Source organism: Variovorax paradoxus (assembly GCF_009498455.1).
GTDB lineage: Bacteria > Pseudomonadota > Gammaproteobacteria > Burkholderiales > Burkholderiaceae_C > Variovorax > Variovorax paradoxus_H.
On record NZ_CP045644.1, the window covers coordinates 6,406,826 to 6,432,000 of the forward strand.

21 protein-coding genes and 1 pseudogene are annotated in these 25,175 nt (G+C 67.8%); 10 read left to right on the forward strand and 12 right to left on the reverse strand.

Translation table 11 applies throughout. From position 1 onward, the window contains the following. Positions 1-49 precede the first annotated feature (49 nt). The 4 genes from dnaG (at position 50) to GFK26_RS29705 (ending at position 7,223) form a co-directional block, all read left to right on the forward strand. Positions 50-2,077 (forward strand): DNA primase, encoded by a 2,028-nt coding sequence (gene dnaG / locus GFK26_RS29690; RefSeq protein WP_153285113.1) that lies wholly within the window; start codon positions 50-52, stop codon positions 2,075-2,077. A gap of 295 nt (positions 2,078-2,372) precedes the next feature. Then, on the forward strand, positions 2,373-4,736 hold the full coding sequence (gene rpoD, locus GFK26_RS29695) for an RNA polymerase sigma factor RpoD (protein ID WP_153285114.1): 2,364 nt from the start codon (positions 2,373-2,375) through the stop codon (positions 4,734-4,736). Between the two features lie 107 nt (positions 4,737-4,843). Beyond that, positions 4,844-6,082 carry a multidrug effflux MFS transporter gene (locus GFK26_RS29700; protein WP_153285115.1) on the forward strand — a complete coding sequence of 413 codons (1,239 nt, stop codon included), beginning with the start codon at positions 4,844-4,846 and terminating at the stop codon, positions 6,080-6,082. A 13-nt stretch (positions 6,083-6,095) separates the two neighbouring features. Beyond that, the gene (locus GFK26_RS29705; protein WP_153285116.1) at positions 6,096-7,223 is read left to right on the forward strand and encodes an HPP family protein; all 1,128 of its coding nucleotides are present in this window, start codon (positions 6,096-6,098) and stop codon (positions 7,221-7,223) included. Between the two features lie 277 nt (positions 7,224-7,500). Here the strand turns inward: GFK26_RS29705 and GFK26_RS29710 are convergent, their stop codons facing one another. From GFK26_RS29710 to GFK26_RS29720, 3 genes are read right to left on the reverse strand one after another with little or no spacing between them, the layout of a single operon-like run. Next, positions 7,501-8,487, reverse strand: a complete 987-nt coding sequence (locus GFK26_RS29710) for a tripartite tricarboxylate transporter substrate binding protein (RefSeq protein WP_153285117.1) — start codon at positions 8,485-8,487, stop codon at positions 7,501-7,503. Between the two features lie 33 nt (positions 8,488-8,520). After that, positions 8,521-9,720 (reverse strand): CaiB/BaiF CoA transferase family protein, encoded by a 1,200-nt coding sequence (locus GFK26_RS29715; RefSeq protein WP_153285118.1) that lies wholly within the window; start codon positions 9,718-9,720, stop codon positions 8,521-8,523. After that, positions 9,717-10,664, reverse strand: coding sequence for a hydroxymethylglutaryl-CoA lyase (locus GFK26_RS29720; protein ID WP_153285119.1), 948 nt, complete (start codon positions 10,662-10,664; stop codon positions 9,717-9,719). The genes GFK26_RS29715 and GFK26_RS29720 overlap by 4 nt, the downstream gene beginning before the upstream one ends. A gap of 99 nt (positions 10,665-10,763) precedes the next feature. Between GFK26_RS29720 and GFK26_RS29725 the strand changes: the two genes are divergently transcribed. The 3 genes and pseudogenes from GFK26_RS29725 to GFK26_RS29735 all read left to right on the forward strand — a co-directional run bounded on the left by GFK26_RS29725 (position 10,764) and on the right by GFK26_RS29735 (position 13,418). Next, entirely contained in the window at positions 10,764-11,681 is a 918-nt protein-coding gene (locus tag GFK26_RS29725; protein WP_153285120.1) for a LysR family transcriptional regulator, read from the forward strand. Positions 11,682-11,802: 121 nt separating this feature from the next. Then, positions 11,803-12,696, forward strand: a pseudogene (locus GFK26_RS29730) (MBL fold metallo-hydrolase); the annotation flags it as partial. Then, positions 12,690-13,418: a DsbA family protein gene (locus tag GFK26_RS29735; protein ID WP_153285122.1), complete on the forward strand. Its 729-nt coding sequence runs from the start codon at positions 12,690-12,692 to the stop codon at positions 13,416-13,418. The pseudogene GFK26_RS29730 and the gene GFK26_RS29735, both read left to right, overlap by 7 nt. On the opposite strand, the gene GFK26_RS29740 is transcribed toward GFK26_RS29735, so the two are convergent. The 9 genes from GFK26_RS29740 to GFK26_RS29780 all read right to left on the reverse strand — a co-directional run bounded on the left by GFK26_RS29740 (position 13,415) and on the right by GFK26_RS29780 (position 21,782). Then, a complete protein-coding gene (locus GFK26_RS29740; RefSeq protein WP_153285123.1) occupies positions 13,415-13,714 on the reverse strand; it encodes a putative quinol monooxygenase in 300 nt (99 codons plus the stop codon). The genes GFK26_RS29735 and GFK26_RS29740 overlap by 4 nt on opposite strands. A gap of 151 nt (positions 13,715-13,865) precedes the next feature. Further along, positions 13,866-14,573 (reverse strand): ABC transporter ATP-binding protein, encoded by a 708-nt coding sequence (locus GFK26_RS29745; RefSeq protein WP_153285124.1) that lies wholly within the window; start codon positions 14,571-14,573, stop codon positions 13,866-13,868. Then, complete coding sequence (locus tag GFK26_RS29750; protein WP_153285125.1) at positions 14,566-15,330, reverse strand: ABC transporter ATP-binding protein; 765 nt, start codon at positions 15,328-15,330, stop codon at positions 14,566-14,568. The genes GFK26_RS29745 and GFK26_RS29750 overlap by 8 nt, the downstream gene beginning before the upstream one ends. Then, complete coding sequence (locus GFK26_RS29755) at positions 15,327-16,313, reverse strand: branched-chain amino acid ABC transporter permease (protein WP_153285126.1); 987 nt, start codon at positions 16,311-16,313, stop codon at positions 15,327-15,329. Before GFK26_RS29755 ends, GFK26_RS29750 begins: the two co-directional genes overlap by 4 nt. 1 nt (position 16,314) lies before the next feature. After that, the gene (locus GFK26_RS29760) at positions 16,315-17,187 is read right to left on the reverse strand and encodes a branched-chain amino acid ABC transporter permease (RefSeq protein WP_153285127.1); all 873 of its coding nucleotides are present in this window, start codon (positions 17,185-17,187) and stop codon (positions 16,315-16,317) included. Positions 17,188-17,524: 337 nt separating this feature from the next. After that, positions 17,525-18,709 carry an ABC transporter substrate-binding protein gene (locus GFK26_RS29765; RefSeq protein WP_153285128.1) on the reverse strand — a complete coding sequence of 395 codons (1,185 nt, stop codon included), beginning with the start codon at positions 18,707-18,709 and terminating at the stop codon, positions 17,525-17,527. Positions 18,710-18,864: 155 nt separating this feature from the next. Further along, positions 18,865-19,854: a PDR/VanB family oxidoreductase gene (locus GFK26_RS29770; protein ID WP_153285129.1), complete on the reverse strand. Its 990-nt coding sequence runs from the start codon at positions 19,852-19,854 to the stop codon at positions 18,865-18,867. A 45-nt stretch (positions 19,855-19,899) separates the two neighbouring features. Continuing rightward, positions 19,900-20,673: a GntR family transcriptional regulator gene (locus GFK26_RS29775; RefSeq protein WP_153285130.1), complete on the reverse strand. Its 774-nt coding sequence runs from the start codon at positions 20,671-20,673 to the stop codon at positions 19,900-19,902. Further along, positions 20,673-21,782 carry an aromatic ring-hydroxylating dioxygenase subunit alpha gene (locus GFK26_RS29780; protein ID WP_153285131.1) on the reverse strand — a complete coding sequence of 370 codons (1,110 nt, stop codon included), beginning with the start codon at positions 21,780-21,782 and terminating at the stop codon, positions 20,673-20,675. The genes GFK26_RS29775 and GFK26_RS29780 overlap by 1 nt, the downstream gene beginning before the upstream one ends. Before the next feature lie 145 nt (positions 21,783-21,927). Here GFK26_RS29780 and GFK26_RS29785 point away from each other — a divergent pair, with 145 nt between their 5' ends. From GFK26_RS29785 to GFK26_RS29795, 3 genes are read left to right on the forward strand one after another with little or no spacing between them, the layout of a single operon-like run. Then, positions 21,928-23,049 carry a 5-methyltetrahydropteroyltriglutamate--homocysteine S-methyltransferase gene (locus GFK26_RS29785; RefSeq protein WP_153285132.1) on the forward strand — a complete coding sequence of 374 codons (1,122 nt, stop codon included), beginning with the start codon at positions 21,928-21,930 and terminating at the stop codon, positions 23,047-23,049. Positions 23,050-23,076: 27 nt separating this feature from the next. After that, the gene (locus tag GFK26_RS29790) at positions 23,077-23,745 is read left to right on the forward strand and encodes a glutathione S-transferase family protein (protein ID WP_153285133.1); all 669 of its coding nucleotides are present in this window, start codon (positions 23,077-23,079) and stop codon (positions 23,743-23,745) included. A 26-nt stretch (positions 23,746-23,771) separates the two neighbouring features. Continuing rightward, positions 23,772-25,151 carry a phospholipase D-like domain-containing protein gene (locus GFK26_RS29795; RefSeq protein ID WP_153285134.1) on the forward strand — a complete coding sequence of 460 codons (1,380 nt, stop codon included), beginning with the start codon at positions 23,772-23,774 and terminating at the stop codon, positions 25,149-25,151. Positions 25,152-25,175 lie beyond the last annotated feature (24 nt).

The window sequence follows — 25,175 nt, forward strand, 5'->3', positions numbered from 1 at the left end:
TCAGTATGCCGCCCGTCGGCTTGCGTATGATTTGCCGCTCCCCGCAGCCATGACCATCCCCGCTTCATTCATCCAGGAACTCATCGCGCGCGCCGATGTGGTCGAAATTGTCGGCCGCTACGTCCAGCTCAAGAAGGCCGGCGCCAATTTCATGGGGCTGTGCCCCTTCCACGGCGAGAAGTCGCCCTCGTTCTCGGTCAGCCCGACCAAGCAGTTCTATCACTGCTTCGGTTGCGGCGTGCACGGCAACGCCATCGGCTTCCTCATGGAACACGCGGGCATGGGCTTCGTCGAAGCCGTGCACGACCTGGCCGGCCAGTACGGCCTGGTCGTGCCCGAGGACGACGTCTCGCCCGCCGAGCGCGCCCGCGCCGCCACCCAGCGCCAGAAACAGGCCACGCTGACCGACGTGCTCGAAAAAGCCGGTGACGCCTATCGCAAGGCGTTGCGCCAGGCGCCCGGCGCCATCGACTACCTCAAGGGCCGCGGCGTCTCGGGCGAGGTCGCCAAGCAGTTCGGCATCGGCTATGCGCCGGCCGGCTGGCGCGCGCTGGCCAGCGTGTTCCCCGATTACGACGACCCGCTGCTCGCCGAGAGCGGGCTGGTGATCGTGAACAACGAGGAAGGCAAGCTCAGCGACGAGGAAGCCAAGCGCTACGACCGCTTCCGTGACCGCGTGATGTTCCCGATCCGCAACGTCAAGGGCGAGTGCATCGGCTTCGGCGGGCGCGTGCTCGGCGACGAAAAGCCCAAGTACCTGAACTCGCCCGAGACGCCCGTCTTCAGCAAGGGCCGCGAACTCTACGGCCTGTACGAGGCGCGCGCCGCCTTCCGCGACCGCGGCTACGCGCTCGTCACCGAGGGCTACATGGACGTGGTCGCGCTGGCCCAGCTCGGTTTTCCGAACGCGGTGGCCACGCTCGGCACGGCCTGCACCACCGAGCATGTGCAGAAGCTCTTCCGCTTCACCGAGTCGGTGGTGTTCAGCTTCGACGGCGACGCCGCTGGACGCCGCGCCGCACGCAAGGCGCTCGACGGCGCCCTGCCCTACGCGACCGACACGCGCAGCATCAAGTTCCTGTTCCTGCCGGCCGAGCACGACCCCGACAGCTACATCCGCGCCCATGGCGCCGAGGCCTTCGCCGGCTTCGTGGCCGAGGCCACGCCGCTGTCGCGCTTCATGCTCGAGGCCGCCCGCGAAGGCTGCGACCTGAGCTCCGCCGAAGGCCGCGCCCACATGACGAGCAACGTGCGCCCGCTTTGGAGCGCCATGCCCGACGGCGCGCTCAAGCGGCAGTTGCTCAGCGAGATCGCCACGCTGGTGCAACTCGACGCCGCGGCGCTGTCCGACCTGTGGGCCACCGCCGCGCCCGGCCCCCGCAAGGGTGCCGGTGCGCCGTCGCAGGCCCCGCAGCGCCACAGCGAACCCGACAGCTACGGAAACGACCCCGGCGACTACTACCCGGACATGCCGCCGACGCAGGACTACGAGCCGCCGCGCTACCAAAACGAGAGCAAGCCCAAGTTCCAGCCGCGCAAGTTCACCAAGGGCAAGCGCTGGGGCGGCAAGTTCGAGGAACCCATCGAGCCGCTGCGCGGACGCGGCAAGCCGCCGAGCCGGCCGGACGTGGCCGTGCGGCTGGTGCTGTCGAACATGGCGCAATGGGAGGCGCTGTCGCACGAGCTGCACGTGATGCTGTGCGACCTGCCCGGCGAGCACGGCGCCCTCTTCACCTGGCTGGACAGCCAGCTGCACGAGCACGGCGTGCAGCCCTGGGCGGCGTTGCGCGAAGGCCTGCGCGGGCTCGATTTCGCACCGCTGGCCGAACGCCTCATGAGCGTGTCGGAGGCCGGGCCGGTGCCCGAGGGCGAGGAAGAACAGCACTTGGCCGACGCCGCCAAGGAGCTGGCGAGCGTGCTCGACTTCATGCTCGACGACCGCCTGAAGGCCCAGCAGAGCGAGGCCATCGCTTCGGTCGGGAAAGACCCGAAAGCCCTGGAACGCTACAAGGCGCTGGAAGCCCGCCGGCTCGAATTGCGAGACCGCATTCGCGCGTCGGGGACAGATACTGCTTGAAATTTGCGCAACAGGCTATAATGTAGGGCTTCGCAACTGGCGAAATTAGGCAAGAGCGACAGCAGCACCTCCGGGCCGACCCCTAGCGCAACGCACTCCAACGGTAAATTCCGGCGGAAAGGGTCAATAACCGCAAGGACTGCATACCAAATGTTCGCCCGACATCTTGCCTGATGAGGACTTAGTCCTCATTTCCCAATTGTTCTGTCCGTGCCTGTGCACGGGCCTGGTGGTGCTGTCCGCGTGATGGCGCGCCTGTGATCCCGCTTGTCTTTTCTTGTCGTAACGAGGTCGTATGCCCAGTTCAAAGAAGCCTGCTCCTTCACTTGCAAAAAGCGTCAAAAGCGTCGCCACCAAGCCCGCAGCAGAGAAACCGTTGAAAGCCGGTGCCAAACCGGCAACCAAGACGGCTGCCGCCGCGTCCAAAACGGCAGCCGCAACGAAAGTGAAACCCGTGCCCACGAAATCGACCTCTCTCGACGATCCCAAGAAAGCCGCAGCCACTGCCACGGCTGCCCCCGCTGCCAAGAAAGTTGGCCGTCCGCCCAAGGCCGCCGGCGCTGCAGCTGCGCCCGCCACCGGCGCCAAGCGCGGGCGCAAGCCCAAGGCCGCCAAGGAAGCCGGCGAGAGCGACATCGACCTGTCGGACATCGAGGAAGACCTGGCCGGTGACGAGCCCGTGGCCGTCGCGACCACCGAAGAGAAGGTCAAGCCGCTGCGCATGAAGATCAGCAAGGCGAAGGAACGCGCCTTGATGAAGGAGTTCGGCCTCGACGAGACCGTGCTCTCCGAAGAAGACCTGGCCAAGCGCCGCTCGCGCCTGAAGACCCTGATCACGCTGGGCAAGACCCGCGGCTACCTCACGCACGGCGAAATCTCCGACCACCTGCCCGACAAGCTGGTCGACGCCGAGACCATGGAAGTCGTGGTCACCATGCTCAACGACATGGGCGTGGCGGTGTACGAGCAGACGCCCGACGCCGAAACCCTGCTGCTGAACAACACCGCGCCCACCGCCACCACGGTGGAAGAAGCCGAGGAAGAAGCCGAAGCGGCTCTGTCCACGGTGGACAGCGAATTCGGCCGCACGACCGACCCGGTTCGCATGTACATGCGCGAAATGGGCACGGTCGAGCTGCTGACGCGCGAAGGCGAAATCGAAATCGCCAAGCGCATCGAAGGCGGCCTGATGGCCATGATGGAAGCCATTTCGGCCTCCCCCGCCACCATCGCCGCGATCCTCGAGATGGCCGCGACCATCCGCGAAGGCAAGGTCGTCATCTCGACCATCGTCGACGGCTTCTCGAACCCGAACGAGGCCGACGACTACGTGGCCGAAGAAGACTTCGACGAATTCGACGAAGAAGACGACGACGACGGCAAGGGCGGCTCCAAGGCCCTGACCAAGAAGCTCGAAGAGCTCAAGAACGAAGCCCTCGCGCGCTTCGACCGCATTGCCGAGATGTTCGAGAAGATCCACAAGATCTACGAGAAGGAAGGCTACGGCACGCCGGCGTACACCAAGGCCCAGCAGGCCGTGTCCGACGAGCTCATGACCATCCGCTTCACGGCCAAGACCATCGAGAAGCTGTGCGACCTGGTGCGCACCCAGGTGGACGACGTGCGCAAGAAGGAACGCGAACTGCGCCGCATCATCGTGGACAAGTGCGGCTTCCCGCAGGACGAGTTCATCCGCGACTTCAGCGGCTTCGACAAGAACGGCAACCGCATCGCCTCGAACCTGCTCAACCTCAAGTGGGTCGAGAAGCAGGCCGCGGCCGGCAAGCCCTGGAGCGCCGTGCTCGCGCGCAACATCCCGCCGGTGCAGGAACTGCAGCAGAAACTCACCGACATCCAGTCGCGTGTGGTGGTGCCGCTGACCGAGCTCAAGGACATCAACAAGCGCATGAACGAGGGCGAATCGTCCTCGCGCGATGCCAAGAAGGAAATGATCGAGGCCAACCTGCGCCTTGTGATCTCCATCGCCAAGAAGTACACCAACCGCGGCCTGCAGTTCCTCGACCTGATCCAGGAAGGCAACATCGGCCTCATGAAGGCGGTCGACAAGTTCGAATACCGTCGCGGCTACAAGTTCTCGACGTACGCGACGTGGTGGATCCGCCAGGCCATCACCCGCTCGATCGCCGACCAGGCGCGCACCATCCGCATCCCGGTGCACATGATCGAGACGATCAACAAGATGAACCGCATCTCGCGCCAGCATTTGCAGGAGTTCGGCTTCGAGCCCGACGCCGGCATCCTGGCCGCCAAGATGGAGATCCCGGAAGACAAGATCCGCAAGATCATGAAGATCGCGAAAGAGCCGATCTCGATGGAAACCCCCATCGGCGACGACGACGATTCGCACCTGGGCGACTTCATCGAGGACAGCAGCAACACGGCCCCCATCGAGGCCGCGATGCAAGCCGGCCTGCGCGACGTGGTCAAGGACATCCTCGACTCGCTCACGCCGCGCGAAGCCAAGGTGCTGCGCATGCGTTTCGGCATCGAAATGTCCACCGACCACACGCTGGAAGAAGTCGGCAAGCAGTTCGACGTGACCCGCGAGCGCATCCGCCAGATCGAAGCCAAGGCGCTGCGCAAGCTGAAGCACCCGTCGCGCTCCGACAAGCTGCGCAGCTTCATCGACACCCTGTAATCCAGGTTCGCTGAAGCCCAAGCGCCCGCCTTGCCCCTCACCCGGGCGGCGGGCGTTCTCGTTTTTTCCACCGCCATACACAACAAGTACAACGGAGCCGTCTTTCCATGAATCCCGACGCAGACAAACTCTGGCAGGCCCCGCGCTGGGCGCTTGCCGTGCTGCTCGCCGTGCTGGGCATGCTCGGGCCCTTCTCCATCGACACCTACATCCCGGCGTTCTCGGGCATTGCGAAATCGATCGGCGCGACGCCGGCCGAGATGCAGCAGACGCTGTCGGCCTACCTGTTCGGCTTCGCGTTCATGAACCTGTTCCACGGTGCGCTGTCGGACAGCTTCGGGCGCCGGCCCGTGGTGCTGTGGGGGCTGGCGGTGTTCACGCTCGCCTCGCTGGGCTGCGCGCTGTCGCAGAACATCACGCAGCTCGTGTTGTTCCGCGGGCTGCAGGGCCTGTCGACCGGCGCCGGCATCGTGGTGTCCCGCGCCGTCATCCGCGACATGTTCCCGCCGGCCGAGGCGCAGCGCGTGATGAGCCAGGTGACGATCTACTTCGGCGTGGCGCCGGCCATTGCGCCCATCGTGGGCGGCTTCCTGTTCGTGCATGCGGGCTGGCACTCGATCTTCTGGTTCCTCGTGGCCGTGGGCGTCGTACTGTTCGTCGCCAACTACAAGTTGCTGCCCGAGACGCTGCACAAGAACCACCGCCAGCCGTTCCAGGTGCGCCACCTGATGCGCGGCTACCGCGACCTGTGCTCCGACCCGCGCTTTCTGCTGCTGGCCTTTGCGAGCGGCGTTCCCTTCAACGGCATGTTCCTCTACGTGCTGGCCGCGCCCGCGTTCCTGGGTGACCATCTGGCGCTGCAGCCGCAGCAGTTCTTCTGGTTCTTCCTGCTGACCATCGGCGGCATCATGCTCGGCGCGCGCGCCAGCGGCCGCATGGCGGGCAAGGTCGCGCCCAAGCGGCAGATCCGCGACGGCTTCCTGATCATGATGGTCACCTCGGTGGTCAACGTGGTGGCCAACATCTTCTTTGTGCCGCACGTGGCGTGGGCCGTGTGGCCGCTCGCGGTGTTCGCCTTCGGCTGGGCGCTGATGGTGCCGGTGGTCACGCTGCTGGTGCTCGACCTGCACCCCGAGCGCCGCGGCATGGCCTCGTCATTGCAGGCCGTGATCGGCTCCACCGCCAACGGCGTCGTGGCCGGTGCCATCGCGCCGCTGGTGATGCACTCCACGCTCGCGCTGGCGCTGACCTCGGCGCTGATGCTCGTCATCGGACTGGTCGCCTGGGTCTGGCTGCACGACCGCTGGCCCGAGATCGGGCGCCGGGTGGCGCACGAAGAAGCTTGAGGGGAGCGTGGGGATGCGATTCGCCGCACTGTGGACCTATCTTCGCGCCTGGCTCCCGGGCCCTTCCAACGTCAACGCGCGCGAGCGCCTGCGCGCCGTGGGCGGCGCAGGCATCGGGCTGCTGATCACCGGCCTGCTGTGCCGCTGGCTGGCCGTTCCGCTGGAGCACGCCGTGTGGCTGGTCGCGCCGATGGGCGCCACCGCCGTGCTCGTGTTTGCCGTGCCCGCCAGTCCGCTGGCGCAGCCCTGGTCGGTGATCGGCGGCAACACGCTGTCGACGCTGGTGGGGATCGCCTGCGCCAGCTGGATTCCCGACACCGCGGTGGCCGCTGCCGCGGCCGTGGCGCTGGCCATCGGCCTGATGTTCTTCACGCGCTGCCTGCACCCGCCCGGGGGCGCGGCGGCATTGCTGGCGGTGCTCACGCACACCACCGATTTCTCCGCGGCGCTGTTCCCGGTGCTCGTGAACTCGGTGCTGCTGGTGCTGGCCGGCGTGGCCTACAACACGCTCACGGGGCGGCGCTATCCGCATGTGCAGGTGGCACGCCCGCCCTCGCCCGATGCGCGCTTCAGCCAGAGCGACATCGACGCCGTGCTGGCGCGCTACAACCAGGTGCTCGACATCAGCCGCGACGACCTCGAGTCGCTCATCCAGCAGACCGAGCTCGAGTCGTACAAGCGCCGCCTGGGCACGCTGCACTGCGCCGACATCATGTCGGGCACGCCGATCTCGGTGGAGTTCGGCACGCCGCTGCAAGAGGCCTGGACGCTCATGCACCAGCACCGCATCAAGGCGCTGCCCGTCACCGACCGCACGCGCCGCGTGGTCGGCATCGTCACGCAGGCCGACTTCTTTCGCCAGCTCGACCTGCAGCACCACGACGGCATTGCCGGCCGGCTGCGCGATCTGATTCGTGCCACGCGCACGGTGATCTCGAACAAGCCTGAAGTGGTCGGCCAGATCATGACGCGCCAGGTGCGCGTGGCCAGCGCCGACCGGCCGGTGGTCGAGCTGGTGCCGCTGTTCTCCGAAGGCGGGCACCACCACATTCCGATCATCGATGCAGAGAAGCGGCTGACGGGGATGATCACGCAGTCGGATTTCGTGCGGGCGCTGTACCGCGCGGTGAGCCCGGCCTGATAGGCCTCGCGGGTGTGTTTCTCCCTTCCGGGGAGGGCCGGGTGGGGCACGACGGCTTCCACAACCACGCGTCGCCTCATCGAAGGCCGCTTGCCCCCATCCCAACCTTCCCCGGGAGGAAGGAGCAAGACCTCCGGACCTTCACTCGCCCGTGTTTCTCCCTCCCACTCTGGGGAGGGGCGGGTGGGGCACGACGGCTTCCACAACCACGCGTCGCCTCATCGAAGGCCGCTTGCCCCCATCCCAACCTTCCCCCGGGAGGGGAAGGAGCAAGACCTCACTCCAACACCACGTTCGCCTTCTTCACCAGCGCCGCGTAGCGCGCAGCCTCGCTGCGGAAGTAGCTCGCGGCCTCTTCGGGCGACGTGGGCTTGATGACGTTGCCCTGCTTGTCCATCGCCTCGCGCACCTCGGCGCTGGTGTAGGCGGCCGCCACCGCATCGTGCGCGCGCTTGATGTCGGCGGCCTGCATCTTCGGCGGACCGATCACCGCGAACCAGCCTTCGACGGCGTAGTTCGGCAGGCCTTGTTCTGCGATCGTGGGGATGTCCGGCGCGGCCGGCGAGCGTGCGGGTCCGCACACGCCGATGGCGCGCAGCGCGCCGCTCCTGATGTGCTGCTGCACGGCCGGCAGCGCGATCACGCCGATCTCGACCTGTCCCGCCATCATGTCGGTCACCATCGGGCCCGTGCCCTTGTACGGAATGTGCCGCGCCTTCACGCCGGCTTCGTCCATGAACATCTCGCCGGCCAGATGGATGATGGTGCCGTTGCCCGACGAGGCGTAGTTGTAGCCGTCGGGCTTCGCGCGCAGCAGCGCCACGAGCTCCTTCACGTTCTTCGCGGGCAGCTTGGGGTTGACCATCAGCACCAGCGGCGTGGCGCCGACCACGCTGATGGGCGTGATGTCGTTGATCGCATCGAACGGCATCTTCTTGAACACGCTCGGGTTGATCACATGGTTGTTCGACACCATGCCCAGCGTGAGCCCGTCGGGCGGCGCCTTCACGATGGCCGACGTGCCGGTGATGCCACCCGCGCCCGGCAGGTTCTCGATCACCACCGGCTGGCCGAAGGCCTTGCCCAACGCCACCGAGGCAGCGCGTGCGATGTTGTCCACACCCGAGCCCGCGCTGATCGGCAGGATGAAGCGGATCGGTTTGTCGGAGCCCTGCGCGAGCGCGGGGCATGCGGCAAGCGCCGCGGCGCTGGCGCCCAGGCCCAGCATCGCGCGGCGGTTCATCGGAAAAAAGTTCGGGGTCATGGTCTTGTCTCTCGTCTTGTTGTGATGAAGCAATCAGGCGATGGCCGCGTCGGCCTGCATCGCCGCGATCTGCGCGCCTTCGTAGCCCAGTTCGGCCAGCAGCTCGCGCGTGTGTTCGCCCAGCGTCGGCGGATGCAGCCGCACGCCCAGCCGCTCGCCGCCGAGCGTGATCGGGAACAGCGTGGTCTGCGCCATTTCGCCGGCGCGCTCGCCGTCGGGCAAGCGGATGTCCGCCAGGCCGCCGGTGGCGTTCAGGTGCGGATCGGCATACAGGTCTTCGGGCCGCGTGATCGGCGCGAACGGCAGGCCACGCGCCTCGAAGATCGCCGACAGCTCGGCGGCCGAACGGTCCACGAGCCGGGCGCGCAGGTCAGCCAGCAGCGTCGGACGCAGGCGCACGCGATCGTTGTTGGTCTGCAAGGTGGCGTCGGCCTTCAGGTCATCGAAGCCCAGCGCATCGCAGAAGGTCTTCCATTGCGCATCGCTCACAGCCGCCAGGAAGATCTGCTCGCCGTCCTTCACGGTGAACACGTCGTACAGCGCCCAGGCCGAGATGCGCTCGGGCATCGGCGCGGCCGCCTGCCCCGTGATCGCGTACTGCAGCATGTGCTGGCCGACGAGGAACACGTTGTTCTCGAACAGCGCCGACTGCACCTCCTGGCCCTGGCCGGTTTCGGCGCGCTGCATCAGCGCAGCGATGGCGCCGATGGCGCCGAACATGCCGCCCATGATGTCGTTCACGCTCGTGCCCGCACGCAGCGGATCGCCGGGGCGCCCTGTCATGTAGGCGAGCCCGCCCATCATCTGCACCACCTCGTCGAGCGCGGTGCGGTGCTCATACGGGCCGGGCAGAAAGCCCGTGTGGTTCACGTACACGAGTCGCGGATTGAGCTTGCCGAGCGCGGCGTAACCCAGGCCGTACTTGTCCATCGTGCCGGGCCGGAAGTTCTGCGCCACCACATCGGCCGTGGCGCACAGCCGCAGCGCGGCTTCGAGCCCCTGCGGATTTCGCAGGTCGAGCGCGATGCTCTTCTTGTTGCGGTTGAACATCGGGAAAAAGCCCGCGCCCGCGCCCAGCAGGTGGCGCGTGCGGTCGCCCTCGATCGGCTCGACCTTGATGACTTCCGCGCCCAGGTCCGCGAGCACCATGCCGCAGGTCGGCCCCATGACCATGTGCGTGAACTCGACCACGCGGATGCCCGCGAGCGGCAGGCGCTTTGCTTCGGTGCTCATGCCGCGACGCCTTCCGCCAGCGCGAAGGTCTTCGGAAAGCCCGCGCGCCAGACCGTGCCCTGCAGCGTCTCGCCATCGAGCCAACCGGCCACACGCTTCCTCAGATCGAGCAACTTCGGCAGATCGACACCCGTCTGTACGCCCATGCTCTCGAGCATGAAGACGAGGTCTTCGGTGTCGACATTGCCGCTCGCGCCGGGCGCATGCGGACAGCCGCCGATGCCGGCCAGGCACGCATCGAAGCGCGTGATGCCGACCTCCAATGCCGCATACGCATTCGCGAGCCCCAGCCCGCGCGTGTCGTGGAAATGGCCGCACCACAGGCGGTCGCCCGCGATGCGCAACGCGCGCTCGAACAGGCTGCGCACCATGGCCGGATCGGCGTAGCCCACCGTGTCGGCGAGGCTCACGCGGTCGGCGCCGGCATCGAGCAGCGCCTGCATCAATCGCAGCACTTCGTCGGGGTCGACATGGCCCTGGATCGTGCAACCGAACGCCGTGCCCACGCCGCCGTCGATCAGCGTCTTCGAACCCGCCGCATCGCGCGCCGCGCGCATGCGCCCGACCTCGGCCACCACTTCGTCGGGCGTCTTGCGCAGGTTGGCCAGGCTGTGCGCGTGGCTGGCCGACAGCGGCACCACCATCAGGTCGGCCTCGCCGGCGATGGCGCGTTCGGCGCCCTTGAGGTTGGGCACGAGCACCGAGGCGAACAGGCCCGGCAGCGTCTTCGCATACGCCAGCAACTCGGCCGTGTCGGCCAGCTGCGGCAGCAGGTGCGCCGGCACGAAGGAGCCGACCTCGATCTCGCGCTGGCCGGCCGCGTGCGCGTCGCGAATCCATTCGAGCTTGTGCGCCGTGGGCAGCACGCGGGCGATGCTTTGCAGCCCGTCGCGCAGGCCCACTTCGCGGACGACCGCGCGCGGCGGCAGGAAGGCGTGAATCAAGTTTTGTCTCCGTCGTGGGGGAATGGCGCCCATCGTAGAAGTTCCGATTCAGTCCTGAAGGTATATTTTGGAAGCCATTCGCTTCCTGATCGGAACTTCATGAGAGACCTCGACCTGACCACCCTGCGCCTGTTCGTCGCCGTCTGCGAAAGCCGCAGCATCGCGCGTGCGGGCGAGCAAGCGAACATCGTCGGCTCGGCGATCAGCAAGCGCCTCGCGCAGCTCGAAGACACGGTCGGCACGCCGCTGCTGCTGCGCAAGCGCCGCGGCGTGGTGCCGACGCCGGCCGGCGAAACGCTGCTCGAACACGCACGCGCCATGCTCGGCAGCGCCACCCGCATCGAGCGCGACATGGCCGCGTATGCGGGCGGCGCGCGCGGGCATGTGCGCATCCTGGCTTCGGCCTCGGTCATGGCCGAGTCGCTGGCCGAGGACGTGGCCGGCTTTCTGCAAGACCCGGCGCACCGCAACATCCGCGTCGACATGGAAGAACGCGTGAGCCCCGAGATCGTGCGCGGCATCCGCGACGGCGTGGCATCCATCGGCCTGTGCTGGGACGCGGCCGACCTCGACGGGCTGGAGCGGCGCGACTACCGCTCGGACCACCTCGCAATCGTCGCGCACCCGTCGCACCCTGTGGCGCGCCACGACGCGGTGCGCTTCGAGCAAGTGCTCGATCACGAATTCGTCGGCATGCCCGCGCTGAGCGCCGTGCAGCTGATGCTCGCGCGCGAAGCGGCCGTGGCCGGCAAGCCGCTCGTGTACCGCGTGCTGGTGTCCAACTTCGACGCGGCGCTGCGCGTGGTACGCGCGGGGTTGGCCATCAGCGTGGTGCCGGCGGAAGTCGCCCGGCCCTTCACCGAGGCCTTCGGGCTGCGGCTGATGCCGCTCACTGACGACTGGGCGCGCCGGCGTTTCGCGATCTGTTTTCGCGGCGAGGCCACGCTGTCGCCCTCGGCGCAGCTGCTGGTGGCGCACCTCGAACGGTGCGCCACGGACCGCGCGGAAGCCCCCTGATTCGTCCGATATCCGAAACGATCCATTCTCTTGGCGGTGGTTTTTGTTTCGTTTCCCGCAACCTAACATCCGGTCTGTTCACGCTGTCACCCATCCAACCCACCGACCGAAAGACACCGCCATGTTCCGCAGAACCCTCGTTGCCGCCGCCGCCCTGTCCGCCGCTTTTGCGCTCGCGCCCCTCGCCGCCCAGGCCGCGCAGCCGCTGAAGATCGACGTCTACAACCCCGGCACGAAGTCGATGTTCCCCGTGTCGTCGGTGCTGGTCGCCGGCGCCACCGACGCTGTGCTGGTCGACGCCCAGTTCCAGCGCAACGACGCGCAGGCGCTGGTGCAGAAGATCAAGGACAGCGGCAAGAAGCTGACCACGGTCTACATCAGCCACAGCGACCCCGACTACTACTTCGGCCTCGACGTGATCCGCGCCGCGTTCCCCGACGCGAAGATCGTCGCCACGCCGCAGACCGTGGCCGCCATCCAGGCCTCGAAGGACGGCAAGCTCGCGCACTGGGGCCCGATCCTCAAGGACAACGCGCCCCAGGCGCTGGTCGTGCCCGAGCCGCTGGCCGGCGACAGCCTCACGCTCGAAGGCAAGAAGATCCAGGTCGTCGGACTCGACAGCGCCACGCCCGCGCGCACCTTCGCGTGGATTCCCTCGCTGAAGGCGGTGGTCGGCGGCATTCCGGTGTCGGCCAACATCCACGTCTGGGTGGCCGACACGCAAACCGTGCAGTCGCGCCGCGACTGGCTCAAGACCCTCGACCGCATCGCCGCGCTGCATCCCAAGACCGTGGTGCCCGGCCACTACCTGCCGAACGCCGACGGCTCGTCGCCCTACACCGTGGCCTCGGTGAAGTTCACGCGCGACTACCTCAAGGCCTTCGAGACCGAAGCCACCAAGGCGAAGGACTCGGCCGCACTTATCGCCGCCATGAAGCAGCGCTACCCGAAGCTCGAAGACGCCTCGTCGCTCGAACTGGGCGCCAAGGTCATCAAGGGAGAAATGAAGTGGCCGCAGTGAACGCGAACAACAACGGCGGCACCGCCACCCTGCACTACATCTTCGATCCGCTGTGCGGCTGGTGCTACGCCGCCGCGCCGCTGGTCGAGGCGGCGCGCACCGTGCCGGGCCTGCGCGTCGCGTTCCACGGCGGCGGCATGATGACCGGCGCCAACCGCCGCCCCATCACGCCGCAGTGGCGCGACTACGTGATCCCGCACGACAAGCGCATCGCCGAACTCACGGGCCAGCCCTTCGGCGAGGCCTACTTCGAAGGCCTGCTGCGCGACAGCGGCGCGGTGATGGATTCCGCCCCGCCGATCACCGCCATCCTCGCCGCCGAATCGCTGCGCGAAGGCGGCGGGCTCGACATGGCGCACCGCGTGCAACAGGCGCACTACGTCGAAGGCCAACGCATCGCGGAAGCCGACGTGCTCGCCGCGCTGGCGGCCGAACTCGGCTTCGATGCCGAGGCTTTCGCCACGGCCTTCGCGCAGCACACGGGCGACGCCACCGCGCAGCACATCGCCGCAAGCCGCGACCTGCTGCAGCGCGCGGGCGGCCAGGGCTTTCCGACCTTCGTGCTGGCGCAGGCCGATGGCAGCACGGGCCGCATCGACATCGGGCCGTGGCTGGGGCGTGCGGACGACTGGAAGGCGCAACTCGCGACCTTCGTCGCGCCGACGCCTGCTGCAACTGCGTCCGAAGCCTGCGGCCCCGACGGCTGCGCGATCTAGGCGACCTTCTCCAGGAACACCAGCCGGATCGGCGCGTCCAGCAGTTCGTCGAAACGCTTCTCGAAAGCCTGGAAGTACGGCGTGGCGAAGTGCGCGTCGAGCGCGGCCTGGTCCTGGAACGACTCGCGCATGTAGAAGCTGCCGGGCTCGTCGCGCAGCTCGAACAAGGTGTAGTCGAGGCAGCCGGGCTCTTGCCGCGTGGGCGCCACCAGCGCGCTCAAGGCGTCGCGCAACGCCTCGCGCTGGCCGGTCCTGGCTTTCAATACGGCGATGCTGATGAGGGGCGTGGTGCTCATGGGTCGGTGCGCTGCATGCGGCATGGAGTTCGGATGCCTGCAGTCTGCGGTGATGTCCGCACATGAAAAAGCCCACGTGCCCGGAAACTCTTTCAATCGCTCCTTGAAGATCACTGCTCACAGGGTGCGGCCATCGCACCATGGCCCGCTGCTACCTGGCCACGCCCAGCAGCCGATCCAGCACTTCCGGCTGCGCGCGCAGCGCCGCGGCCGTGTCGGTGTGCACGATGGTCCCGTGGTCGAGCACCACGGCCTGGTCGGAAATCGCGAGGATCGCCTGCGGGTGCTGCTCCACGATGATCGCGGCCAGGCCTTCGTCCTGCGTGATGCGGCGAATGGCGCGCAGCAGCTCTTCCACGATGATCGGCGCGAGACCTTCGAGCGGCTCGTCGAGCAGCAGCAGCTTGGGGTTGAGCACCAGCGCGCGGCCCACGGCCAGCATCTGCTGCTCGCCGCCCGAGAGCTGCGTGCCCAGGTTGGTCTTGCGCTCGGCCAGGCGCGGGAACATCTCGTAGACGCGCTGCGGGTTCCACTTGCCCGGCCGCTCCACCGCCGTGAGGTTCTCGTGCACGGTGAGCGACTTGAAGATGTTGCGCTCCTGCGGCACCCAGCCGATGCCCGCCGCCGCGCGCTGGTGCGGCTGCAGCTTGTGCAGCGCCGACTGCCCGCCGAGCGCGATGGTGCCGCCGTGCTGGCGCGTGGCGCCGGCCAGCGTGTTGATGAGCGTGGTCTTGCCCGTGCCGTTGCGGCCCAGCAGCGCGAGCGTCTGGCCCTCGCCGAGCGTGAAGGCCACGTCGTGCAGCACCACGGCCTCGCCGTAGCCGGCGCTCAGGTTTTCGATGCGCAAGAGTTCAGACATGGGCGTGTTCTCCGTGGCCCAGGTAGACCTCTTTGACCTTCGGGTCGTTGGCGATGGTTTCCGGGTCGCCCTCGGTCAGCAGCGCGCCGTTGACCAGCACCGTCATGCGGTCGGCAAAGCTGAACACCAGGTCCATGTCGTGCTCGATGAGCAGCACCGACACATCGGACGGCAGCGCGGCCACGGTCTGCAGCAGCTCCTCGCGCTCGCCGGCGGGCACGCCGGCCACGGGCTCGTCGAGCAGCAGCACGCGCGGCTCGCAGGCCAGCGCAATCGCAATCTCCAGCAGGCGGCGCTTGCCGTAGGCCATGAATTTCGTCTGCTGCTGCGCCACGTCGGCGAGATGGAACTGCTCCAGCAATTGCCCTGCCCGCTCGGCGATGCGCTTGTCCGCGCCCAGCGGTCGCCACCATTGCGCGGCGATGCCCTTCTGCTGCGACACCACGAGCGCCAGCGTTTCCAGCGGCGTCATCGAGTCGAAGAGCTGGTTGATCTGGAAGGTGCGCACCAGCCCGCGCGCCACGCGCTTGTGCGGCGCGAGCGTGGTGATGTCTTCGCCGAGCAGCGAGATGCGGCCTTCGGTGGGCGTGAGCACGCCGGTCAGCAGGTTGATCAGCGTGGTCTTGCCGGCGCCGTTCGGGCCGATGAGCGCGTGGCGTGCGCCACGTTTCAATTCCATCGTGACGTTGTTCGTGGCCGTGATGCCACCGAAGCGCATCACGAGGCCCTGGGTCGAGAGCACGGTGTCGGTCGTCATGCCGCACCGCCCTTCTTCTTGCCGGCGCCGAACCATGTCCATGGTTTCAGCAGCCGGTCGCGCCCCACGAGCACCAGCAGCACGAGGATCAGGCCGATCCAGAACATCCAGTACTGCGGCGTGACCGACGACAGCCAGTTCTGCAGCAGCTTGAAGACGATGGCGCCGGTGACGCCGCCATAAAGCCAGCCCACGCCGCCGATGACCAGCATCAGCAGCACGTCGGCCGAGCGGTCGAAGGCCAGCACGTCGAGCGAAGCGAAGCCGGTGGTCTGCGCCAGCAGCGCGCCCGCCGCGCCCGCGATGCCGGCGGCGACGGTGTAGACCACGGCGAGCCGCGACACCACCGGGATGCCGATGGCCATGGCGCGCAGCCGGTTGTCGCGGATGGCCTTCAACGTGGCGCCGAACGGCGAGTGCACGATGCGGCGCATGACGAGGAACAGCACGAGCATCACGGCCAGCGAGTACCAGGCGGCCGTGCGGCCGTAGAGGTCGAACTCGAAGAGGCCGAGCACCGGCCCCATGACCACGCCCTGCAGGCCGTCGGCGCCGCCGGTGAGCCAGTCGAGCTTGTTGGCCAGTTCGAGCAGCAGCAGCGCGGTGCCGAGCGTGACCATCAACCGCGTGAGGTCGCTGCCGCGCAAGATGGTTACGCTGGCCACGAGGCCCAGCACGGCCGACAGCACGGTGGCGAACACGAGGCCCACGGTCGGATCGGGCATGACGAGCTTGGCGAACAGCGCGGCGGCATACGCACCGAAGCCGAAGAAGGCCGCATGGCCGAGCGACACGATGCCGGTGTAGCCAAGGATGAGATCGAGCGACATCGCGAACAGCGCGACGATGGCAATCTCGTTGACCAGCAGCGAATGCGAGGGCATGGCCAGCGGCAACGCGAAGGCCACGGCCCAGATCACGAACTCCCAGGGCCGCCAGCGCGCGGTGCGCAGCAGGGCCGATTCATAGGCAGGCGCGCTCATGTCAGCGGCCTCCCTTGCGCGTGAACAGGCCCTGGGGCCGCCACATGAGGATCAGGATCATGAGCAGGTAGACGGTGAACGCGCCCATCTTCGGAATGAAGTACTTGCCCGCCACGTCGGCAATGCCGAGCAGCAGTGCGGCGGCGAGCGGCCCGGTGATCGACGAGGTGCCGCCGACCGAGACCACGATGAGGAAATAGATCATGTACTTGAGCGGGAAGGTCGGGTCGAGCCCGAGGATTTCCGCGCCCAGTGCGCCGCCCAGCCCGGCCAGGCCCGAGCCCACGGCGAAGGTCATGAGGAACACGATGTTGACGTTGATGCCCAGCCCGGCCGCCACGCGCGGATCGTCGACGGCGGCGCGCAGGCGGCTGCCGAAGCGGGTCTTCGAGAGAATGAGCTGCAGCACCACGGTGAGCACGGCGCACACGGCGATGATGAAGATGCGGTAGTGGCCCATGCCCAGCAGGAACGCACCGTCGCCGAATTCGCTGCGCCCGCGCAGCCACTCGGGCAGCTGCAGGTTCTGCTGCGACGAGCCGACGAAGTAGTCGACGGCCGCAACAGCCATGAACGCCAGTCCGATGGAAAACAGCACCTGGTCCAGGTGCGGCTTGCCGTACATCGGGCGGTAGAGCGTGCGTTCCAGCACCGCCCCGGCCAGGCCGACGACGATGAACGCGAGCGGCAGGCAGGCCAGGAACGGCAAGCCCAGCTTCTGCATCGCGAACACGGTGAGGTAGCCGCCGGCCATGGCGAAGGCGCCGTGCGCGAGGTTGATGAAGTTCATCAGCCCGAGCGTCACGGCCAGCCCCACGGCGAGGACGAAGAGCAGCATGCCGTAGGCGATGCCGTCGAAAAGAATGGTCAGCATGTCGGTTGTCTGGGTGCGTTCGTTCTGGATGCTGCTGTTCGGGGTGATGCTGTTCAGGGCGCGTGCCCAGGCCACCGGGTACTTCCCTCCGCGAATGTCCCCCGCTTCGCTCCTCCTTGATTTCGCTGCGGGAAGCACCCAGTGCCCTGAGCACAAGGCACGCTGTCGGTTCACAGCCGATCAACCAGTGCTCTGAACACGCTCACGTCGATGGGGTGCCTTGCGCAGCGAAATCAAGGAGGAGGGGCGCAGCCCCGGGGGACATTCGCGGAGCAAGGTTCCCCGTCGGCGGGAGCGTCGCCCTGAACGGCAGCGCTCCCACACGACGAAGCAAAAATTACTTCGCCTTGCCCGGGTCTTTCACACCCTTGATCACGTCGAACTCGACGTTGTAGAGCTGCCCGTCCTTCTTTTCAACCTTGCGCAGGTACACGTCCTGCACGATGTCGCGCGTCTGCGCATCGATCAGTACCTGGCCGCGCGGGCTCTCGAAGACCTGGCCCTTCATGGCGGCCAGCAGTGCTTCGCCGCCGCCCTGGCCCTTGGTGGTCTTGAGGGCTTCGTAGATCACGCGCATGCCGTCATAGCCGCCCACGGCCATGAAGTTGGGGCGCATCTTGGGGTTGGCTTTCTGGAAGGCCTCGACGAACTTCTTGTTGAGCGCCGAGGGGTGGGCAGCCGAGTAGTGGTGCGAGGTGACCACGCCCAGCGCGCCGTCGCCCATGTCGTTCAGCTGATCGTCGTCCGTCACGTCGCCGGTGGCGATCATCTTGATGCCGGCCTTGTCCATGCCGCGTTCGAGGAACTGCTTCATCACGGCCGCGCCCGCGCCCGAGGGCACGAAGACGAACAGCGCGTCGGGCTTGGCGTCGCGCACCTTCTGCAGGAACGGCGCGAAGTCGGGGTTGCGCAGCGGCACGCGCAGCTTCTCGAGCACCTTGCCGCCGTTGAGCTGGAAGCGCTCGCTGAAGAACTTCTCGGCGTCGTTGCCGGGGCCGTAGTCGGTGACCAGCGTCACGACCGACTTCACGCCGTTCTTCGGCGCCCAGTCGCCCATCACCACCGACACCTGCGGCAGCGTGAAGCTGCTGCGCACGATGTAGGGCGAGGCCTCGGTGATGCTCGAGGTGGCGGCGGCCATCACGACCTGCGGCGTCTTCGACTGCGTGGCCAGCGGCGCGGCGGCCAGTGCGGCCGGCGTGATGCCGAAGCCGGCGATCACGTTGACCTTCTCGTTGACGATGAGCTCCTGCGCCAGGCGCTTGGTCACGTCGGGCAGGCCGGTGTCGTCCTTCACGATCAGCTCGACCTTCTTGCCGGCCACGGTGTCGCCGTTCTGCGCCATGTACAGGCGCGCGGCAGCTTCGATCTGGCGGCCGGTGGAGGCCGACTGGCCCGTCATCGGCAGGATCAGGCCGATCTTGAACTTGTTGTCCTGGGCGCTGGCCGCAGGCAGCGACAGCGCGGTGGCGAGCGCAATCGCCGAAAGGCCGGCGGTCTGGATGAGATGGCGTCTTTGCATGGAGTTTTTCCTTTGAGGGACGGAACGCGAAACCGGGCGTATTTTGAACAATTCGCAACAACTGGCGGAGAAGGCAACCACCTACCCACCCGCCGCACGGGACTTTGTTGCGCGATCAATCGAATGGTTGCGCGATGATCGCGCAACCGATGTTTTCAGCAGTCGGGGCGGTACGCGGAATCGAGCGTGAGCGTACCCACGGCGCGTGACACGCAGGCGCAGATGCGCGTGGTCGCCTGCTTCTCGTGCGGGCTCAGGAACACGTCGCGGTGATCGACTTCGCCGTCCACGGCCAGCACGTCCATGGCGCACAGGCCGCACTCGCCGCGCTTGCAGTCCGACAGCGTCTGCACGCCCGCTGCATCGAGCGCGTCGAGCAAGGTGCAGTCGGCCGGCACGGTGATCGACAGGTCGTGGCGCGGAATGCGCACGGTGAAGGCCTGCGTCGCAAGCCGCCCGCTGCTGCCGAAGGTTTCGAAGCGCAGGTCGGCGAGCGGCCGGCCGGCCGCGGCCCAGGCGCGCTTGACGGCTTCGAGCATCGGCACCGGGCCGCAGGTGTAGAGCTGGCCACCCGGCGGCAGCGCGGCGATGGCGGCGTCGAAGTCGATGGGCGCTGCGCCTTCGTGCGCCTGCACGGCGGCTTCGCCCAATGCGTCGCGCAGGGTGTCGAGGTAGCCGAACTCGCCCGCATGGCGCGCGCCGTACAGCATCGACACCGGCACGCCGCGGCGTTGGGCCAGCGCGCCGAGGCGCTGCGCCATCAGCACCAGCGGCGTGATGCCGATGCCGCCCGCCACCAGCAGGTAGCCGGGCGCCGCCAGGTCGAGCGGAAAGTGGTTCTGCGGTGCGCTCACCTGCAGCCGGTCGCCCACGGCCAGCCGCCACATCGCGCGCGAGCCGCCACGACCGTCGTCCAGCCGCTTGACGGCGATGCGCCAGCAACTGCCGTCGCCCTCGCCCACCAGCGAGTAGGAGCGCGTCTGCACGCGGCCCTGCTCGGTCATCACCTGCACCTGCAGGTGGGCGCCGGGCTCATGTGCGGCGACGAAGTCGGCGTCGGGGCGCAGCGTGAATTCGCGCACGGTGGGCGTGACGTCGCGCAGCGCCACGATTTGCGCCTGCATCCATTGGAGATCGCTTTTCATCGGGGGAACACCAGCAGGAAAAGAAGGAAAGAAGAAGGTCGTCGATCAGCCGCGACGGCGGATCAGTTGCACGCCCGGCAGCGGGCGCTGCTCGGCGCTCGGCGTGCCGTGCAGCGCCTCGCGCAGGTTGCGCCGTGCGATGCGGCTGTGCTCGCGCATCAGCGCCTCGGCGCGCGAACCCTCGCCGGATTCGATGGCGTCGAGCACCTGCAGGTGCTGGTCCTGCGCAATCACGAGCATGTCGCGTGCGGCCGGCGAATTGGCCTGCACGATGACGAAGCCCGAGGGCGAGGCGAACGGCAGGTTGACCACGCGTTCGAGCTGCTGCGCGATGACGGGGCTGCCCGCCATCTCGCACAGCAGCGCGTGGAATTTTTCGTTGTGCGTCACGTAGCGCGAGAAGGCCGCGTCGTCGAGCGCGGGCTCACGCAGCAGCTCGTCGATGCGCGTGAGGCAGGCGCGTGCCTCGCGCAGCACCACGGGCGCCGCGCCGCGTTCGGCCGCGAGCCGCGCCACCAGGCCTTCGAGCGTGCCGCGCAACTCGATGGCGTCGGCCACGTCGCGTTCGGAAAAGGTGCGCACCGCATAGCCGCCGTTGGGCAAGGCTTCGAGCAGCCCTTCTTGTTCCAGCCGCATGAGTGCGCTGCGCACCGGCGTGCGCGACACGCCGAGCTGCTCGGAGATGGCGACCTCGGCAATGCGTGCGCCACCGGGCAGTTCGCCCGCCAGAATCATTTCGCGCAACCGCAGCTGCGCCTTCACGGCCTGCGAGCTGCCGCTGTCGCCGGGCTCGGCGGAAGTCAGAGGAGCGACCTTCATCACGCGGCCTGCTTCTCTTCGACGGGGTGGATCGGAATCGCGGCGCGTGCGGGCCGCTCCTTCTCGATCATGCGGTCGATGAGGCGGCGCGCCCACATCGAACCGGCGTCGATGTTGAGGTTGTAGAACTGGTGGTCGGGGTGCTCGTCGATGGCTTTCTGCTGCGCCTCGAGCACGATCTCGTCCTCGCGGAAGATGCCCGACACGCCCTCGCGCAGCTCGTGCGTGAGGCGCTGTTCGCCCAGGCAGTAGTTGCGCACGAAGGCCCAGAAGTACAGGCAGGTCTTGTCAGTCTCGGGCGTGATGGTGTTGAGCACATAGCCGTTGACGCCCTTGCTGCGGTCGCCGGGGTTGCTGCCCGACGGCACGGCGCCGCTGCCCGCCTCGGCCACGCCGACGTCGATGTTCACTGTGCACGGGCCTTCGAAACGGATGATCTGCCAGCGGTCGACCTTGCCCGTGTAGCCGCGCGCATGGCGGATCTGGTTGCCCCAGAACGGCGGCGCGTCGATGTTCTCCATCCAGCGCGTGACGGTGGCCGAGCGGTCGCCGTGCGTGGCCACGAAGGGCGCTTCGGCCACCTCGCGGTTGCCGATCGACGAGCCGTGCACGAAGGTCTCGTGCGTGAGGTCCATGAGGTTGTCGACCACGAGTCGGTAGTCGCAGTTGACGCGGATCATCTTGCCGTCGCCGGCCCAGGCCGCGTCGTCGTTCCAGTGCATGTCGGGCACGAGCGCGGGGTCGGCCTTGGCCGGATCGCCGGGCCAGATCCACACGAAGCGATGCTTCTCGACCACCGGAAAGCTGCGCACGCAGGCCGAGGGGTTGAGCGTTTCCTGGCTCGGCATGTGGGTGCAGCGGCCCTGGCTGTTGTAGACCAGGCCGTGGTAGCCGCAGACCAGCTCGTCGCCTTCGAGGCGGCCCAGCGACAGCGGCATCAGCCGGTGCCAGCAGGCGTCTTCGAGCGCGGCCACCTGGCCGTCGGTGCGGCGGAACATCACCAGCTTCTGGTTGCAGATCGTGCGCGGCAGCAGCGCGTGGCGCACTTCGACGTCGTAGGCGGCGGCATACCAGGCGTTGAGCGGAAAGGCGGTCGTGGGCGTCTTCATGAATACGCAATGTATACAGAACGACGAGAAATTCCAGCGTGCAACCCCTTATTCGAGGGTAAATACCGAGTTCAACGTATACAAACAAGCTTCGCGCGAAGGCGCTAGGATTCCGCTCGTTCACAGTCACGACGGAGTTCATTCCATGTCCCAGCATGCCGCCCTGCCCGCCCGCTACGACCACGTGGGCAGCTTCCTGCGCCCCCAGTACCTGCTCGAAGCACGCGAGCAAAAAGCCAAGGGCCAGATCACGCCCGAGCAACTGCGCGAGGTCGAAGACAAGGCCATCACCGAGATCGTCCGCTTCCAGGAAGACATCGGCCTGAAGAGCATCACCGACGGCGAGTTCCGCCGCACCTACTTCCACATCGACTTTCTCGACCAGCTCGGCGGCGTGAAGACCGACATTCCGGTCACCATCCGCCGCCCCGACGGCACCGAGGAACTGGCGCCGCCCGCGATGCGCGTGCTCGACAAGGTGCGCCACGTGAAGGACATCCAGCTCGCCGACTTCCAGTACCTCAAGAGCCAGGTCTCGGCCGGCCGCACGCCGAAGGTGACGATCCCGTCGCCGACGATGCTGCACTTCCGCGGTGGCCGCGCCGGCATCAGCAAGGACGCGTACCCCGAGCTCGACCCGACCTTCTACGACGACGTGGCCAAGGCCTACGGCGACGAGCTGCGCTCGCTGGCCGCCGCCGGCTGCACCTACGTGCAGATGGACGACACCAACCTCGCCTACCTGTGCGACGAGCACATGCGCGAAGCCGCACGCAAGCGCGGCGACGACCCGAACGAACTGCCGCACCGCTATGCAGCATTCATCAACAAGGTGGTGGCGCAGAAGCCGCCGGGCATGCTGCTGGCCATGCACCTGTGCCGCGGCAACTTCAAGAGCACGCACGCCGCGGCGGGCAACTACGAGCCCGTGGCCGAGGCGCTGCTGAAGGAGATGGACCTCGACGCCTACTTCATGGAATACGACGACGCGCGCTCGGGCGACTTCAAGCCGCTGCGCTACCTGCCCAAGGGCAAGACCGTGGTGCTCGGCCTCGTGACCACCAAGTTCGGCGAGATGGAAGACAAGGACGAGCTCAAGCGCCGCATCGAGGACGCCGCCAAGTACGCGCCGCTCGAACAGCTCGCGCTGTCGCCGCAGTGCGGCTTCTCCAGCACGGTGCATGGCAACAACATCGCCGTCGAAGCGCAGCGCAACAAGCTGCGCCTCGTGGTCGAAACCGCGCAGGAAGTCTGGGGCTCGACCTGACGCGCGCTTTCTGTTGAAGTCGGGGGCATGACGACGACGCAGATTTACTCCGGCCCCCTCAGCATGTTCGGCGCGAAGGTGCAGATCGCCGCGTACGAAAAAGGCATCAACTTCGAACTCATCATGGTGCCGTTCACCACCGACGACGCCTACGAGCCCAAGCACCCCGAGGTGCTGCGCGTGAACCCGGTGAAGCAGCAGGTGCCGGTGCTGGTCGACAACGACGTGGCGCTGTTCGATTCGACGCAGATCTTCGAGTACCTCGAAGACCGTTATCCGCAGCCCGCGCTGTGGCCCGAGGGCATTGCCGACCGGGCCCGCGCGCGGCAGCTGGAGCAGACCTCGGACGAGGTGTTCTTTCCGAACGTCGTCAAGCTCTTCGGCCTGCAGGACGCGATGCAGAGCGCGCCCGCGGTCGCGGCCTGCGCCGCCTGCGCGCGCTTCTACGAAGAGATGGAAGGGCTGCTCGCCACGCGCGAGTACCTGGCCGGGCCGTACGGCTTCGCCGACATCGCCTTCTACATGGCCCACGTGTTCGCCGACCGCAAGGGCGCCGGCATGACCGATGCCACGCCGCGCCTCGTGGCCTGGCGCGACCGCGTGGGCGCGCGGCCCTCGGTACGCGCGGTGGTCGATCCGATGATGCGGTTCCTGGCGTCGCAAGGGCGCGGCGTGCCGGCCTTCCTTCAGCGCTGAGCGGGCACCGAGGCATCACCCGCCCCATGCCGGACACCGCCTTCGACTGGCTGCCCTCGCCTTCGCAGCATTTTCTTGCCGTCACTTTCGCGTTGCTGGTCTATGTGCTGACCACGCGCACGCGCCGCGAGCAGCGCGCCCCCACCACCGCCATCGCATGGGTCATGGGGCTGGTGCTGATGCCGTATGTGATCCTGCCGATGTACCTGCTGTTCGGCCAGCGCAAGCTGCGCCCGGCGGGTGCGCCGCGGCCGCCGCGTTCGCTGCCGCCGGGTCACTGGGCGGCCGACCTCATCGAGAGCTTCGGCCTGGCGCCGCCCGGTCGCTGCGCGATCCGCATGCACGCCGACGGCGAGGCCGCGCGCGAAGCGCTGTTCGAGGTGATCGACGGCGCGCGCGAGCGCATCGACGTGTGCACCTTCATCATTGGCGACGACGCGCTGGGCCACGCCGTGCTGGCGCGGCTCGCGCAGCGCGCACGCGACGGCCTCAAGGTGCGCGTGCTGCTAGACGGCTTCGGCGCGCTCTCGCTGCCGCGCCATCACTTCGACCGGCTGCGCGCGGCCGGCGGCGAGGTGGCGGTGTTCCGTCCCTTCTTCAGCCTGCGCCGCATCGGGCCGCGCAACCTGCGCAACCACCGCAAGCTCACCATCGCCGACGACCGCTGGCTGTGGTCGGGCGGGCGCAACCTCGCGGGCGAATACTTCACCGGCAACGACACGCACCCCGAGGCCTGGCACGACCTGTCGTTCGACCTGCGCGGCAGCGTGGCCGCCGCCGCCGCGCGCCAGTTCGACCACGACTGGAGCTCGGTGCGCGGGCGCAAGGCACGCGCCATCACTGCCGACGACGTGCCCGCGGGCCCGGGCTGCGCGATGGCCCAGTTCCTGCCGAGCGGCCCCGACCAGACCGAAGACACGGCGCACGCGCTGCTCATCGACGCCTGCTTTCGCGCCGAGCACCGCCTGCTCGCGATCACGCCCTACTTCGTGCCCGGCGACGGCCTGCGCGACGCGCTGCGCCTCGCCGCCCGGCGCGGCGTGCAGGTGACCATTGCGATGCCCGCGCAATCGAACCACCGCCTCGCCGACTTCGTGCGCGCACGCGCCATGCGCGACCTCGCGCGCGCGGGCGTGAGCTTTCGCATGCTGCCCTTCATGGCGCACGCCAAGGCCGTGGTGGTCGACGACGAACTGGCGATGTGCGGCTCGATCAACCTCGACCTGCGCAGCCTGCTGCTGAACCACGAAGCGGCCGTGGTGTTCTACGGGCGCGGCGACATCGAATGGCTCGCCGAGTGGATCGAGACCACCGCCTCGGCCGGCGAGCCCTACCGCGCGCGGCGCCCCGGGCTGCTGCGCGACGTGGCCGAAGGGCTGCTGCTGACGGTCGCGTTCCAGCTGTAGGTACCGAGAGACGGCGGCGCATCG

Bases quoted from the DNA above. Each gene is read 5' to 3' on its own strand.
- dnaG (WP_153285113.1), top strand. From the start codon at position 50: ATGACCATCCCCGCTTCATTCATCCAGGAACTCATCGCGCGCGCCGAT.
- rpoD (WP_153285114.1), top strand. From the start codon at position 2,373: ATGCCCAGTTCAAAGAAGCCTGCTCCTTCACTTGCAAAAAGCGTCAAA.
- GFK26_RS29700 (WP_153285115.1), top strand. From the start codon at position 4,844: ATGAATCCCGACGCAGACAAACTCTGGCAGGCCCCGCGCTGGGCGCTT.
- GFK26_RS29705 (WP_153285116.1), top strand. From the start codon at position 6,096: ATGCGATTCGCCGCACTGTGGACCTATCTTCGCGCCTGGCTCCCGGGC.
- GFK26_RS29710 (WP_153285117.1), bottom strand. From the start codon at position 8,487: ATGACCCCGAACTTTTTTCCGATGAACCGCCGCGCGATGCTGGGCCTG.
- GFK26_RS29715 (WP_153285118.1), bottom strand. From the start codon at position 9,720: ATGAGCACCGAAGCAAAGCGCCTGCCGCTCGCGGGCATCCGCGTGGTC.
- GFK26_RS29725 (WP_153285120.1), top strand. From the start codon at position 10,764: ATGAGAGACCTCGACCTGACCACCCTGCGCCTGTTCGTCGCCGTCTGC.
- GFK26_RS29740 (WP_153285123.1), bottom strand. From the start codon at position 13,714: ATGAGCACCACGCCCCTCATCAGCATCGCCGTATTGAAAGCCAGGACC.
- GFK26_RS29745 (WP_153285124.1), bottom strand. From the start codon at position 14,573: ATGTCTGAACTCTTGCGCATCGAAAACCTGAGCGCCGGCTACGGCGAG.
- GFK26_RS29750 (WP_153285125.1), bottom strand. From the start codon at position 15,330: ATGACGACCGACACCGTGCTCTCGACCCAGGGCCTCGTGATGCGCTTC.
- GFK26_RS29755 (WP_153285126.1), bottom strand. From the start codon at position 16,313: ATGAGCGCGCCTGCCTATGAATCGGCCCTGCTGCGCACCGCGCGCTGG.
- GFK26_RS29760 (WP_153285127.1), bottom strand. From the start codon at position 17,187: ATGCTGACCATTCTTTTCGACGGCATCGCCTACGGCATGCTGCTCTTC.
- GFK26_RS29765 (WP_153285128.1), bottom strand. From the start codon at position 18,709: ATGCAAAGACGCCATCTCATCCAGACCGCCGGCCTTTCGGCGATTGCG.
- GFK26_RS29770 (WP_153285129.1), bottom strand. From the start codon at position 19,854: ATGAAAAGCGATCTCCAATGGATGCAGGCGCAAATCGTGGCGCTGCGC.
- GFK26_RS29775 (WP_153285130.1), bottom strand. From the start codon at position 20,673: ATGAAGGTCGCTCCTCTGACTTCCGCCGAGCCCGGCGACAGCGGCAGC.
- GFK26_RS29780 (WP_153285131.1), bottom strand. From the start codon at position 21,782: ATGAAGACGCCCACGACCGCCTTTCCGCTCAACGCCTGGTATGCCGCC.
- GFK26_RS29785 (WP_153285132.1), top strand. From the start codon at position 21,928: ATGTCCCAGCATGCCGCCCTGCCCGCCCGCTACGACCACGTGGGCAGC.
- GFK26_RS29790 (WP_153285133.1), top strand. From the start codon at position 23,077: ATGACGACGACGCAGATTTACTCCGGCCCCCTCAGCATGTTCGGCGCG.
- GFK26_RS29795 (WP_153285134.1), top strand. From the start codon at position 23,772: ATGCCGGACACCGCCTTCGACTGGCTGCCCTCGCCTTCGCAGCATTTT.